Here is a 14,412-nt window from a genome sequence, read left to right as displayed (position 1 = left end):
CTTTTTCTTGATGTTCTATTCATGCTATTGGCCTTTGATCTTCTGCAGGGCATCCAACTTCCCTTTGGTCCTGTCCCTGTTTTTTCTGGCTTCGCCGTTTCCGGGATCAATCCTAAGCAGTTGGTTCCAGGTGGTCATGGCGCGCTGGTAATCTCCGGTTGAATATTGTTTGATTCCCTGGTCATACAGCCTTTTAATCTCTTCCGCCGAAGCCTTGGAGATTTGTTTGGCCGGCTGGCCGGTTTTAGACCGGCCCGGTCTTACCGGAACGGTTTTTGGACTGGGTTCCGTCACTTGGGATGGAGCGAAGACCATCTTTCTTACCGGCCTTACCTTTTTGCCGATCCCGAAGTAAAGGCCGCCTACATCGTTCTTGTTCTCTACTTCAATGAAACGCTGTTGCTCCCCAGTCACGGCCAGTGTGTCGGGCAGGAAGCGGGGATCGATAAAGACCCGGTATCTTCCCGGCTGGACATTATGGAAGATAAAATCCCCTTCATTGTCGCTGGCGGTAAACCGGCGGTTGTCTCCCATCAGCACAAATACCCCTGGCAGTCCGGCATCTTCCTCATCGCGGATGCCGTTGCGGTTTTCATCCAAAAAAACGTTGCCATATATCTCGTTGAGAGGGGCCAGGGGAAAATCCACTCTGGGGCCCCAGACCCCGAAGGTGGTGAACCGGCGCTGGCCCCCGATGCTGGGATCCATCCCGGCGTCCAGCTGGGAAATGTCCATTTTCACCGAATGGCTGCCGGCGGCCACCCCCAATACCCGGTACTCTCCGCTGCGGCCGGTCTTGGCGGCCTGTTTCCCGTCTATCATTATCGGTATTCCGGGAATACCCTTGTCGCCGTTGTCATAGGTCATGTTTCCGTTGGCGTCCTCGTAAACCCGCCCGTTTATCTGGCCCAGGCTCACCAGCTGGCCCCAGCCGTCAAAGCGCCGCTCAAGCTTGAACCCCCAGTTAGTGTTCCTGACCACCGGGCCCATACCGGAATAATAATAATAGTTCTGGCCGAGGTCGGCCGACAGGTTCCATCCGCTGGTCCGGTCCGTCCCAGCCTTAAGGCTCCAGCCCCAGTTCTCGGTCTTCCAGTGGTAGGTTTCGGAGTTGCCCTGGCACCAGTTAGCCGAGAAGGAGGTGTTGAGCAGCCGGCCCCAGCGCTGGTCAAAACCGAAATTCTGTGACCATTGCAATTGCTTGGGGCTGTTATAACGGCTGACCCTTTGATCCAGGTTCAGCCCAAAGCTCCCCATGCGGTAACCTCCGGTCAACGATCCCTGGTGCCAGAGCCTCTGGCTTCCGGCAATGAGATCCCGGGACTCCTGCAGCTGATAACCCAGCCGCCAAAGATAGAGCCGCCAGTTGTACTGCAGTTCAAAGCTGTTGGTATACTGCACCATATCCTGAAAGGTCTTCCGGCCCCGGTGGTATCCCCAGGTATAACGGTCGAATTTATAGCTGAACAAGGGCCATCGGGGGATCGCCGTTTGAATGCCGGTGCCCCACTTCTGAAACTGGTTCCAGAACAGGGTGGTGTCCTCCGGAGCCTTTACCCATTTTTGGCTGTAGTTGCCTAAAAGAGTGGCCTTTTTCAGCAGCACCCAGCTGGAGGAAAACGCCAGCTGGTTTTCTCCGCAACCGCTGCCGTCGTTGGCGGAACTGATGTAGCCCGGGCCCCGGTATTGGTAATCGGCCGAGCTGCGGAACCAGGGGTTGAAATATTCCCAATTGCTGCTTCCGCTGATATCGGTATGCCGGATGCCGTTAAAATCCCGGTTATGGCTTAAAGCCAGCTGGTGCTGCCCCCTTAAGTTTGGGCGGAGATCCCATTCCACCCGGTTGGCCCATTCGTAAAGGTCCCTGACCTTAAGATAACTGTAATACAGCTCGGCCTTTTTATCCCAGCGGTAGGAAAATCTGGACCTGAAATTAAATTGTTTGGATAATATCCCCTTGATCCCTTGGGAAATTAAGATATTATTGTTATTGAAGGTGGGAAAATTGGCCCGGCGATAAAGGTCCGGTATCCTTCCGGCGAATGTTTCGGCGGAAATCTTCTGCCCCCATCCGGTCACCAGTTTGGCCCCTCGCAGGGAAACCGAACTCTGGCCCGGGGAGACCGGGGACATGGTGATATCGCCCAGACTGGCGTCCCACCTTCCCCCCAGGAATTTCCATCCCGAGAACTGCATCTCGATCCGGTTCAAGGCCGGATCCCTGATTGCATTGTCGTTGAATTCCAAAAAATACCGGGTGCGAAAATCCCCGGCAGTCTGGTCGGAACCAATGCGATAATAAGCCTGATAATACCTCTGCCCGCTGGGTTGATAAAGGTAGTCGCGGTATTCCAGATTCATGAAATTATAAGCCCGGGCCTGGTTAAACCCGGCCAACACCAAAAGGACCGACAGCCAGGCCGCTATGTAGACTGAGCGGACCATGCTTAGTCCTTATAAATAAGGAAGCCCGGCAGATGCAGGCGGCCGGGCCGGGTTGAAAGCAAATGCCTTATCAAGGCACAACCTCAAAAGAGGTCTCGCCCTCCAGCAGCTCCGGTTGCCCGCAGTCGATGGTGATATTGGCTGTGTAGTGTCCCGGTGGGATCACTTCATTGATGATTATTTTTATGTCGTTCTGCGCACCGGGAAGGACTACCAGGTCATCGGGAAAAGGTGTGGTATTTATCTTTTTGCCCGCGGCATCTTTGATCTCCACTGTGCCCTTGGGCCTGAAATATGCATTGCCGCCGTTCTTGATTCCCACTTTAAACTCGTGCTTTTTATATCCCCCTCTTTTATAGGATAATCCCGTCATTTCCGACTGATATTGCAGGGTGCCGTCGATGTTGACATACACCGAAACGCCCACCCGGCCTACAAACCTAACCCCCACGGTGGTTTTTACCATTGTGTCTGGCTGGCTCTCAAAGAAAATTATTGCCCAATATGAACCGTTTACCGTTTCCGGTACGGTAACGGTAAACCTCGCTGCCTCAAGACCGCCAGCCGGCATCTCGAATTCGGAGGGATTGACCTCCAGCCAGTTTCCGCAGGAACGGTTCTTGCCGGCGGGATCATAGTAGGTGATTTGGCCGTTTTTTTCTTTCTCCCAGCCTTTGACCGAAACCTTTAACCTCAGCGGTGCAGTGCTGTCTTTATTGATTATGTTTATGATCACGGTTTGGCTTTGACCCGAAGACATCGTCAATTCACAGCGGGGTGGGGTCACCAAAAAGCCCAGCCCCCGGCCGGATCCCACAACCATGGTCAGGATAAAGATTGTCAATATGATCTTTTTCAGATGATGCCCGCTCGTCTTCATATACCTGTACCTATAGTTGTAATTACGGTTGGGTAATAATGTGGACCAGGGTCATTACTCCAGTGCCGATATCTTCGGTGCCGTCAAGATTCACCCGGTACATCATGTTGCGGTTCTCCCAGCCTGCCGTTGCTGTCAGCCCGGTCTGGAATGTGCCGCCCGCCCCGAAGCTCTGCCAGCCGGCCCAACCGGGGATCCAGCCTGTGGCATCATACTGGAAATCGCTCACGGTCAGATTGGCCAGGGAGGTGGTCATGGAGGCCGTGTAGCCATAAGTGTACGGATTGTTGGATAGGATCTGCACGGTTGCGTTGTTCGTGATCACAAAAGGGGTGGTCACAGCCGGCGGGTATAACGGATTAAGTGACAGGTCAAGCGTCCAATTATGTTCGACCGCAGGAATGTTGATGCCCAGCCGCCCCGGGATGATCACGGTGAAGGTTACATTGTGGGATACCGGCGACGTGCCAGTGACTGCATCGGCCCATACCGTGCCGGTGGCTGCTGCCAACATGGCAAGAAGAATTAGTAGTTTCTTCATTTCCTGCTACCTTTTTCAGTTTAAAGTTTAACTTGTGCCGCTATAGATTAAACAGCAGCCACCGCATCTGTTGCTGATTTCAAACCTGCATGCGAAAATAACAAGTGCCGGGTCTGACCGGCAAGCCTTGGGCATCCCGCCCATCCCAGGTCACCCGGTGCTGTCCCGTTGGTTCTCTCTGATCAACGTGCTCTGCATCAATTATCATGCACTGAGGGGAACGCCACCATAAAGCCCATCACCCCGGCCCGATTCCTCGATCCGGGCCGGGATGAGAATTTCCAATGCGCTTTTTTAGATGGCGCCCCCCCAATTGTCATTTGCCTGTAGTGATAATTATGGCTGGGTAATGGTGTGCACCAGGGTCATTACGCCAGTGCCCACGGCCTCGGTGCCGTCAAGGTTGACCCGGTACATCATGTTGCGGTTGACCCAGCCAGCGGTCGCAGCCAGACTGGTCTCAAAGGTGCCGGCCGCGCCGAAGTTCTGCCAGCCTACCCAGCCAGGGATCCAGCCGGTGGCGTCATACTGGAAGTCGCCCACTGTCAGATTGGTCAATGTCGTTGTCATGGAAGCGGTGTAGCCGTAAGTGTAGGCATTGTTGGAGATGATCTGCACGGTCGCATTGTTGGTGATCAGGTACGGGGTCAGGGCGGCCGGCGGATAGGTCGGATCTAATGCCAGGTCAAGCGTCCAGTTATGCTCGATAGCTGGAATGTTGATACCCAGCCGTCCCGGAACTATCACGGTTACCGTAACGTTGTGGGATACCGGTGAAGGTCCGGTGATCGCATCGGCCCATACCATGCTGGTTGCCAGCATCAACGCCGCTATGATCAGTAATGATTTCCTCATGGTTTTAGTTTCCTTTCTATTCTATTGTTTTTTTAGTTGCCTTCAGCAAGGCCTTGCTGATAAGGAATGCTTTTCCCAAAGATGCGTTTCCTTTCTTTTTGGTTATTAATTAATGTTTATGTTGTTCCCTAAATAACAAGTTTTGGATCACTTGATGTACAGCAGCGACCGCGTCTGCGTCTGGCCGCCGCTTACCAGCCGGTAATGGTAGACGCCCGCGCTTACCGTCCGTCCGCCGGCGTCCCTCCCGTCCCAGTTTACGCTGTGCTCCCCGGGATTCTGAACTTCACTTACCAGGCTCCTCACCAGCTGTCCGGTGATGTTGTAGACCCTGAGGCTCACCGCCCCCGCGGCCGGCAGTTGATAGGTGATGGTGGTGGCCCGGACGAACGGATTGGGCCGGTTCTGCTTTAAGCCGAATTGCGGGCTCAAGCCTCCGGGGTATGCTCCGTCAGCGTCCATGAGTTTGGCCCAGTCCTCGTAGGCGCCAATGTCGGGAGCGGTTCCCAGGTAGGGCAGGCCCACCGGGATCCCGGCGTTGCGGCAGGGGCTGGCGGACAGCAGGTGATAAGCGGCAGTATACTGGGGGTCGGCCGAGATGTCGTGAACGCCGGCCGGGACAACGTTGGTGTCTCCCGGAGCTTGCGGGTTTTTGTAGTTGTAGGTGTTGTTCCAGATATTATTGTAGTCGCTGGAAACCGACCCGGAGCTGTCCCAGCAGATGCCATAAATATTGTTGGTACTGTTGGTATTGCGGATGACCAACGTCCCGCTGATGCCCTGAACATGGATGCCGGAATTAAGGTTGCCGTCAAAGGTGTTGTTGTAGAGCGAGTCGCCGCTGCTGCCCCACAGGTCTATCCCAAAAAAGCAGTGATCAGAAAGGTTGCGGCTGACCGTGGTGCGGGTGTCCGAGTCCAACACTATGCCGGCATCGATCATCCCCGAGATACGGTTGCTGTCGATCCTGACCTGGTCCGTTCCCCATAGATAGACTCCTTCGGCTGGATTGATGTTGTCGGCGGAGGGCCCCACGGTGTTGCCCTTGATCTGAGATGCGGTCAAGCCCACCGCCAAAAGGCCGTAGCCCATGGTGGGAACGTAAACCCGGTTTTTCGTGAAAAGCACGTTATTGGCATCCTGAAAATAGGCCGAGACCACGCTGCCGGGATAAACCGTGAATCCGCTGAAGGTAATGTAGGAAGCTGCGCTGTCGATGACGGAGCCGTCCGCCCCGCCGGCGTAAAGCAGGGGAGTATGCCCGGCTTGGGCGGTGATCACAGTCCGGTTGGCGGCGGTGCCGGAATGCCGCGGGGTGAATGTCAGCCGTCCGGTGTAACTGCCGCTGCGGGCATAGCAGGTATCGGTGCTGCTGATCACCTCCACTGCGTGGGTCATGGTCTTCAATGGCAATGCGCTGGTGCCGGGGTTAAGATCACTGCCGAAAGCTGCGTCAACGTAGATTGCTGAGTTGTTTGGTTTGTGAACATTGGCCCGGATCATCACTTCCTGGCCCTCCAGCCCCCGGTAGGGCGTCCAACTGCCGGTGAACTCCCAGCTCCGGCGGGAAACGGGTGCGGCCTGATCCATACCGAAGCGCACTGTGGGGTTTGGAGTCCTGGCGCAGACGAAAAATTTCCCGGTGGGCACTGTCACGTTGCGGGTGGTGTAGGAAACCGACATCCACCGGTACTGGTTATTGCCGGAGAGCTTCAAGGTGTCGGTGGCCAGCAGGGCCCCAGGGCTTCCCCCGGGTCCGGTGGCATCGTAGATCTGGATGTAGAGGTTGTCCTTGTTGCGGTAATTGATGTAGACCTGGGCGCTGTCCAGCATCACCGGATAGCGGCTCAGCTCGAAATAGTTGGCGAAGCCCTTGAGGGCGGTGGCGCTGGCTCCGCTCCAGGCCCAAAAAGTTTCGGCAGTGTTGTCGTCGTAGCGCAGCCACGACTGGTAAGCCACCACCGGCAGTTCCACGGTGACAGAATCGTTGGCCGGGTTGGCCGGGCTTTCGGCCAGGCCTTCGGTCCGCACCACCAGGGTATAGGTTCCAGCCGTTGTGGGGTTGAAGATTTTGACGAAGGCCGTGTCTTGTTGCTGGCCCTTTGCCAAAGCTATGTTCAGGATGGTATCGGCGTAGACCACCGTTCCGGCCGCGTTCCTTATCCGGCAGATGGTTCTGGGAATGACCGCCGGTCCGGTCCCGAAATTTGCCACTGACGCCTGGGGCTGGAACATATCCAGCGTATGCACCACCACCGCCCCGCTTTGAGAATTAAGCGCCCAGGCCACGCCGGCATCGATGGAAGTGTATGAAGAACTGGCCGGCGGATAGATTCTGACCGCCCGCCCCGCCGCCGGAAGATTGTCAGCCGGAGCGCCATTGTCATAGTAACTTAGCCCCACCGTGCCGTTGTTGTTTTCTATGCCGATGCTGGCATTGGCCGAGGGAAAGGCCGGGTCGATGCGGTTGTATTGCAGTTTGATGGAGCTGTCGGCCCTGGTCAGCAGTATCTGGAAATTGTACCAGGCCGTGGTGTTCCAGCCCCGCACCCCGTTCCAGCTTACCACCAGTGAATCGTTGCGGGAGCGGTATTTGCATTTTCCGGCGTTGGTAAAATCAAGATCAATGCCCAACCCGCCCACCAGGTCCTGGGGCTTGGCCAGGTTGGGAAAGCCGTTCTCTCCGGTTACGTAAGGCGTCCAGCCCCTTAACGGCTGGGACAGGGAGATGCCGCCGTTGGCATGCACCCAAAACTGAGTGGCGTTATTCCAGTAATATGGGAATGGAGAAGTGAAGCCTATGCTGAACGGCCCCGAAAAATTGTCGTCGCCCAGACCGGTAACCGTGGTCCAGCCCGCCCCGGTGGTGTCGATCCAAGCATAGGCGGGGCTGCCGGCCTGCACCGGATTATTGTCGATGTAGCTGTAGCCGTAGGCGTCGGGGCCCCCGCTGCCCTTTCTGCCGGACATGCCGGCGGACCACTGGCCGGTTAAGGGAACAGCCCAGCCTGTCAGCGGAGCTAAAATGCCAGCCGACAGCATCAGCATTATGTATAACCGAACGATCATCATTACTATTGGGATGGGCTCAAGGAGAATATCAGCGGCAGGCTGTAATTCCCGGCCGGATTTTTAAGATTGGTCACCAGCCGGTATTCCACCAGGATATGCAGCCCCTCATTGGGCGTGGCATCGCCCCGGGCGATGGTCATGGCCTGGCCCTTGGCAAAACTCAGGTATTCTTCCTGCTGTTCCCGGACATTCTCGGTACTGCCGCTTAGCCGCGACTTGAATTCCAGCTGGCTGCAGGGAATGGTATTCAAGGCATTATCAATGCATAGGAAATCGGTGTTGGCAGTAGCGGTCAACGCCCACTGCACATTGCTTTTTATGGTGACCAACACCGGACTGCTCAATGCCACCGGTCCCGAAGCAAAGTTTTTGGTAAGCTGAACCGATATCTGCGCCCGGTCTATTTCCATGCTCATCAGAGCCGGGTTTTTAAAATCTATCGTCAGCGAAGAATTCACCTGGGCCGGGGAAACTCCGCGACACATCAGGATAAATACAATGATAAAAATATTTCTCTTCATGATTACCCGCGCTTTATATGGTTTTAATAATGGCCTGGGATAGTTTTTATATTGACCGGCTTCCGGAAAAATATTTTTCTAAAGTTTGCAGCCAACCTGCATTTTCCATTTTTAGACAAAAATCCCGCCTTAGTGTTGCCCAATGTATTAAAGTACATTGATCAGGATGGCGGGAATGATCCAAGGCCTATTTGAGAACTATCATGATGCTGCGTTTTTCGGAGTGAAAAATTATCTTCCCCTCCCTGGCCAGCCATCCCAAGGCAAGACATAAATTCTTGTCATCAAGTCCGGTAAGTTTCTTAAGTGTGGTTGCGGTTTGGGAACCTTTTTGATTCAGTGCTTTCCAAACCAATCCCGCATTTCCGCCAATCTCCGCAATATCCATCTCAAACCTCCACTTAACTATATTTGCATAATCTATGCCAATAAACATAGCTTAGATTATGATAAAACTTTTACCATAATCTTTTTGAAAAGAACTAGGCGGATCATTGAGAATATCAGGTGCAAACCCTTGTTTTCTTATCTCTTATATTACATTGCTCCTATTTGCCCGATAGAAGGCGTAACTGGAATTAGTTTTATAGTTACATCAAATTATTTATATAACCAGGAGTGTGATCATATCTGATAAATAATTTATCATTGATAATAATGCTTCCGGGCCGACCATTTTTAGGCTTTCTGCAATCTTTGCATTGTGCAAATATTTTTGCACAAATGTGGTGGGCAATGAGGGGCTCGAACCCCCGGCCTTCTGCGTGTAAAGCAGACGCTCTAACCAACTGAGCTAATCGCCCGTAGAATAATATTTCACCCTAATCCTGAATTTGTCATCTTGTTGTGCCAGCGAAGAACGCCCAATGCCAATGTTATGAATGCGTTACAAATGACTATATGGGTCTCTTAAGCAACTTTTATAAACACGAATCTTGTGGTAGTTCCGATTTTCGGTAAATGGGTGTTTTTGATGTACTGGACAGTCTATCAGTTTAAACTATAACAAATTATGCTCTTAAAGTCAAGCAGGAAATTAGAGTTTTATTGCTTTTGTCCTACCGACCCTAAATAGCCTATCGGATCTATGGCCTTCCCCTGAAACCTGACCTCGTAATGAAGATGAGGACCGGTTGACCGGCCGGTGGAGCCCACCGCCCCGATGATCTGCCCCTTGATCACCCTGTCCCCTATTTCCACTTCTATCAAAGAGAGATGACCAAAACGAGTTGTATAGCCGTTCCCGTGGTCCAACTCTATCAGGTTACCGTAATCCCCCTTGCGGCCGGCATAGATCACCACCGCCTCGGCCGGGGAATAGACCGGCGTACCTTTGGGAACTGCAATATCCAGCCCGGCATGGTTCTCGGTGTGGCCGCTGCGCCGCCAGCGCCTGACCCCGAAGTTGGAGGTCATCCGGCCGAACAGCGGGGCCAGTTCCGGGGTGTCTGAGACCAGGGATTCCTTGGTGGAAAGGTAGGCGTCGATCGCCTTGAGTTCTACGCTCTGTTCCCCTATCCCCGGTCGGACTTTTTGTTCCAGCGGGCCGGGATCTATCGGCTGGTTGACGTCTTGCCAGCCGATGTACGTCCTCTCGCCGGCCGGGCCGCCGGCCGCCTCGTTCTCGTCCACAATGTTGGAGGACTTGAAACCGGATTGGATCTTGACCTTGATGGCCAGTTTTTTAAGGTTGTCCAGTTCCCGGGCCAGACCGTTGACCGAGGACAGGTAGACCGAGCGCTCCTTTTTAAGCTGGGCCTGCAGCGTGGAGATGTCGTGGGACAGGGAATCCTTTACCTGGCCGTAGCCCTTGCGCTCCTCCCTAAGGACCTCGTTCTCCTTGAAGGTGGGCTCGAAGGCCGTCTTGAGCTTGTGGTGATAAAGCAGATGCCGGGCGATGAAAAAGACGGAAACACCCAGCCCCGCCACGGTGATGAGCAGGATGGCGTTCAACCACTGCGAGTGGAAGAACACGGATTTTCCCTGCTCGCCGTGGTGCGGCAAGATGATGAAGGAATAAGACTTTTTGAAGATCATAGTTTACCTTTCGCCACTAAGCGGTGCACTGAGCTTGTCGAAGTGCCACCAAGACACAGATCACAATTTACGATTTACCATTCACTATTTTTTGTGTCTTTTGTGCCTTTTGTGGTTAATTAGGTTTCAGTACCCCCAGTTTCTTCCCCACCTTGGTAAAAGCCGCGATGGCCTTGTCTAAATGCTCCCGCTCGTGCGCCGCCGAGATCTGCACCCGGATCCTGGCCCGGCCCCGCGGCACCACCGGGTAGAAGAACCCTATCACGTAGATGCCCTCGTCGTATAGCATCCGGGACATCTGCTGGACGATCTCCGCCTCGTGCAAAATGATGGGCACTATGGGGTGAATCCCCTCCCGGATTGCAAAGCCGGCCTCCGCCATCTTCTGCCGGAAGTATTTGGCGTTCTCCATCACCTTATCGCGCAGGGCGGTGGAGCCCTGCATCATCTCAATAGCCTTGATGGTGGCGGCCACTACTGAGGGGCTGATGGTGTTGGAGAACAGGTAGGGCCGGGAGCGCTGTCTTAAAAGATCGATGATCTCCTTGCTGGAGCTGACGCAGCCGCCCGAGGCCCCGCCCAAAGCCTTGCCGAAGGTAGTGGTGATGATGTCCACCCGGCCCATCACGTCGAAATGCTCGTGGGTGCCGCGGCCGGTGGGACCCACGAACCCACTGGCATGGCTCTCGTCCACCAGCACCATGGCCTCGTACTCCTCGGCCAGGTTGCAGATCTGTTCTAAAGGTGCCAGGTCGCCGTCCATGGAAAAGACCCCGTCGGTGACGATCATCCGGAAGCGCTTGTTCATGGTCTGCTTTAAATGGTTTTCCAGGTCGTGCATGTCCATGTGCTTGAAGCGGCGCCGCTCGGCCTTGCACAGCCGGATGCCGTCGATGATGGAGGCGTGGTTCAGCTCGTCCGAGATCAGGGCGTCCTCCTCGCCTAAAAGAGCCTCGAACACGCCCAGGTTGGCGTCAAAGCAGGAGGAATACAGGATGGCGTCCTCCATGCCCAAAAATTTGGAGATCTTCCGTTCCAGTTCCTTGTGCTTGTCCTGGGTGCCGCAGATGAACCTGACCGAGGACAGCCCGAAGCCCCGTTCCTCCAGGCCTTGCTTGGCCGCGGCCACGATGGCCGGGTGGCTGGAGAGGCCCAGATAGTTGTTGGCGCAGAAATTGATGACCTCCTTATGGGGCGAGTTGGGCGGGTACTCTACCTTGATGCTGGCCGCCTGCGGCGTGTGGATATAGCGCTCCTCCTTGAAGAGATCGGCGTCCTGCAGCTCCACCAGTTCCTTGCGGTAAAATTCCTTTACCTTGATGTGAAGTGCCATGATGAGTCGGTGATTACCCCTTGTGTTATATGTGAAAGAAAAAAGTTAAACAAATGGAATCGGTTCTGCCTATTGATTTTGTAAAATATAAAGATATGCGTTTACATTATTTTATCAATTTTAATGCAAGCGTTTCAATATATACTTTATTTCACTTTCTGTGTAATCATGCAAATCAGTAGTTGGCATATATTGTACCTTATTGGTTAACGATATTTTTGATATGAAATATATATCATGATAGGAATTGAAATTATCACGGTAAATAATTAGAATGTGCAAAAATGTTATTCCATTTTTATCTATGCTGTAATCGTTATTGTTAATTTTTTTCTGAATATAATAATGAAAAGATTTATGTGGTGCTATATAGTTGGGGAAAAAAGACTCTTTCGCTTCCTCAATTTTTGAAAAATTTATTAGTATTGTATCTCTTAAATTGAGGCTATCCATACCGTACTTATATAAACTTTCTGATTTTAAAACAATCTCGGCCGGTGTGTTGCCCTCATTATTAAGATGGCACGCACTAAAAAACGTTATAATCTCTTTGCCTTCTATCTTTGTTTTAGTAACATTAATGGAATCCGCATCATAAAACAGATACGGACACAACGATGTTAAATACGCTTGACGTTGCATTGTATTCTGCCTTTTCATTTCATCAACCATGCAACCGGTCAACAGCATATAAGCAGCGGTGACAACAACAAGAACAATATTAGCAATAACTAATGTTTTATCCCAAACGTTCGGAACAACATTTTTCGGAATAATATTTTTAAGACTCATACTGTCTCCTAACCTCAATATCTGTTGTAAATGTAATATTAACAACATTATTGTTTAAGCTCATCATAGGATAGTAACCATTAATACTAAAGATTGCCAACATAAGTAAGCACAAACGGCGGGACGGGAGTTAAATCCCTTCCCGCCGCATTGTTATCCTCCTACGCATAGGCCTAGGCAGCTTCGGCGGATTAACTCTCTAAATTACGGCTTGTATTATAGTCTAGATTGCTTCACTCGTCAACTACTGGGCCTTCTCGCAATGACACGTAAGCCAATATAATTGTATAATCTGCGATGATCTGCGTCATCTGCGGATGGGGAATCCTACAGCCCGTACTTGGCTATGATCTCGTCCTTCTTCAGCCCCAGGATCCCGTACTTCTGGCCGATCTTGGTAAAGGCCGCCAGGGCCTTGTCCAAATGCTCCATCTCATGTCCGGCCGAGATCTGGGTCCTTATCCGGGCCTGGCCCTGGGCCACCACCGGGAAGAAGAAGCCCGTCACGTAGATCCCCTCGTGGTACAGGTCGCGGGCGATGTCCTGGGCCAGCTTGGCGTTGTACAGCATCACCGGGACGATGGGGGTGTCGCCCTGCTTCAGGTCGAAACCGGCCTTGGTCAGGCCTGCCCTCCAGTAGGCGGTGTTCTTCTCCAGCTTGTCCCTGCGGTCGGTGGATTTGGAGAGGATCTCCAGCACCTTCAGCGATCCGGCCACCACCGCCGGGGGCATGGTGTTGGAGAACAGGTAGGGACGGGCCCGCTGCCGGCACATCTCGGCGATCTCCTTCGGTCCGCTGACCGAGCCGCCGGTGGCGCCGCCCAAACCCTTGCCGAAGGTGGTGGTGATGATGTCCACCCGCTTCATCACATTGTGGTACTCGTGGGTGCCCCGGCCGGTCTTGCCGATGAATCCGGTGGCGTGGGAGTCGTCCACCATCACCATGGCATCATACTTGTCGGCCAGGTCGCAGATCTTATCCAGGGGCGCGATGTCGCCGTCCATGGAGAACACCCCGTCGGTGATGATCATCCGCAGGCGGCAGCTCTGGGCCTCCTGCAGTTTCTCCTCCAGGTGGGACATGCTGTTGTGCTTGTAGTTGAACATCTGGGCCTTGCACAGCTTCAGCCCGTCGACGATGGAGGCGTGGACCAGCCGGTCCGAGATCATGGCGTCCTCGGGCGAGAGCACCACGTCGAACAGCCCGGCGTTGGCTTCCATGCAGGAGGGGAACAGGCAGGTGCCCTCCATGCCCAGGAACTCGCTCATCTTGATCTCCAGCTCGTTGTGGATGTCCTGGGTGCCGCAGATGAAGCGGACCGAGGACAGCCCGTAGCCCCGGGAATCCAGGGCCTCGTGGGCCGCCTTGACCACGTCGGGGTGGCTGGAAAGCCCCAGGTAGTTGTTGGCGCAGAAGTTCAGCACCTGCTTGGGCTCGGCCCCCTTGGGGTATTCCACCTTGATACTGGCGGCTTGGGGCGACTGGATGTATCGTTCTTCCTTGAAGATCCCCTTGTCCTTCATCCCCTGGAGTTCTCCGGAATAGAAATCCCTGGCTTTGGAACTGTAGGCCATCTTACCTCCCTTATAATCTGAATACTGAATTTCGAATTCAGAATTTTGAATTAGTAATTAAGTTTAGACCTTGGCTCCGAATTTCCTGATCAGCTCGATGATGTTGTTGACCGAGTCGAAGGCCTCGGGGGTGGCGTCCTCGTCCGGCAGCTTGATCTGGAACTTCTTTTCCAGGTAGGTCTTCAAAGAGACCATGGAGAACGAGTCCACGATGCCGCTGGAGATCAACTTGGTGTCTTCCTTGATCTCCGTGTCTGAATCCTCGTCCAGGTACTCTTTTTTGACGTATTCGATGATCATTTTCTTGATTTCGTCTGACATTGTAGTCTCCTTAGTTTTGGGCGATTGTTATCTTTATCCG

General features: G+C 53.3%; 12 protein-coding genes and 1 tRNA gene. All 13 read right to left on the bottom strand.

Annotation, left to right across the window (positions count from 1 at the left end; translation table 11 throughout):
* Positions 1 to 24: 24 nt before the first annotated feature.
* Positions 25 to 2,445 carry a hypothetical protein gene (locus HZA73_07855; protein ID MBI5805944.1) on the bottom strand — a complete coding sequence of 807 codons (2,421 nt, stop codon included), beginning with the start codon at positions 2,443 to 2,445 and terminating at the stop codon, positions 25 to 27.
* Between the two features lie 70 nt (positions 2,446 to 2,515).
* Positions 2,516 to 3,325 carry a hypothetical protein gene (locus HZA73_07850; protein MBI5805943.1) on the bottom strand — a complete coding sequence of 270 codons (810 nt, stop codon included), beginning with the start codon at positions 3,323 to 3,325 and terminating at the stop codon, positions 2,516 to 2,518.
* A gap of 22 nt (positions 3,326 to 3,347) precedes the next feature.
* Positions 3,348 to 3,839: a hypothetical protein gene (locus HZA73_07845; protein ID MBI5805942.1), complete on the bottom strand. Its 492-nt coding sequence runs from the start codon at positions 3,837 to 3,839 to the stop codon at positions 3,348 to 3,350.
* A gap of 363 nt (positions 3,840 to 4,202) precedes the next feature.
* Entirely contained in the window at positions 4,203 to 4,721 is a 519-nt protein-coding gene (locus HZA73_07840) for a hypothetical protein (GenBank protein ID MBI5805941.1), read from the bottom strand.
* A gap of 147 nt (positions 4,722 to 4,868) precedes the next feature.
* On the bottom strand, positions 4,869 to 7,790 hold the full coding sequence (locus HZA73_07835; GenBank protein ID MBI5805940.1) for a right-handed parallel beta-helix repeat-containing protein: 2,922 nt from the start codon (positions 7,788 to 7,790) through the stop codon (positions 4,869 to 4,871).
* A 5-nt stretch (positions 7,791 to 7,795) separates the two neighbouring features.
* Positions 7,796 to 8,314: a hypothetical protein gene (locus HZA73_07830; protein MBI5805939.1), complete on the bottom strand. Its 519-nt coding sequence runs from the start codon at positions 8,312 to 8,314 to the stop codon at positions 7,796 to 7,798.
* A gap of 187 nt (positions 8,315 to 8,501) precedes the next feature.
* Positions 8,502 to 8,702, bottom strand: coding sequence for a winged helix-turn-helix domain-containing protein (locus HZA73_07825; GenBank protein ID MBI5805938.1), 201 nt, complete (start codon positions 8,700 to 8,702; stop codon positions 8,502 to 8,504).
* Positions 8,703 to 9,040: 338 nt separating this feature from the next.
* Positions 9,041 to 9,117, bottom strand: a tRNA-Val gene (locus tag HZA73_07820).
* Positions 9,118 to 9,358: 241 nt separating this feature from the next.
* Entirely contained in the window at positions 9,359 to 10,351 is a 993-nt protein-coding gene (locus tag HZA73_07815; protein MBI5805937.1) for a M23 family metallopeptidase, read from the bottom strand.
* Between the two features lie 115 nt (positions 10,352 to 10,466).
* The gene (kbl, locus tag HZA73_07810; protein ID MBI5805936.1) at positions 10,467 to 11,684 is read right to left on the bottom strand and encodes a glycine C-acetyltransferase; all 1,218 of its coding nucleotides are present in this window, start codon (positions 11,682 to 11,684) and stop codon (positions 10,467 to 10,469) included.
* Positions 11,685 to 11,804: 120 nt separating this feature from the next.
* Positions 11,805 to 12,476 (bottom strand): hypothetical protein, encoded by a 672-nt coding sequence (locus tag HZA73_07805; GenBank protein MBI5805935.1) that lies wholly within the window; start codon positions 12,474 to 12,476, stop codon positions 11,805 to 11,807.
* A gap of 327 nt (positions 12,477 to 12,803) precedes the next feature.
* Positions 12,804 to 14,051, bottom strand: a complete 1,248-nt coding sequence (gene kbl, locus HZA73_07800; protein ID MBI5805934.1) for a glycine C-acetyltransferase — start codon at positions 14,049 to 14,051, stop codon at positions 12,804 to 12,806.
* 63 nt (positions 14,052 to 14,114) lie between these two features.
* Positions 14,115 to 14,372 (bottom strand): acyl carrier protein, encoded by a 258-nt coding sequence (locus tag HZA73_07795; protein ID MBI5805933.1) that lies wholly within the window; start codon positions 14,370 to 14,372, stop codon positions 14,115 to 14,117.
* Between the last annotated feature and the right edge of the window lie 40 nt (positions 14,373 to 14,412).

The sequence above is a fragment of the candidate division TA06 bacterium genome, from assembly GCA_016235665.1.
Taxonomy (GTDB): Bacteria; Edwardsbacteria; AC1; order AC1; family EtOH8; genus UBA5202.
This window is presented reverse-complemented; position numbering and strand designations above follow the sequence as displayed.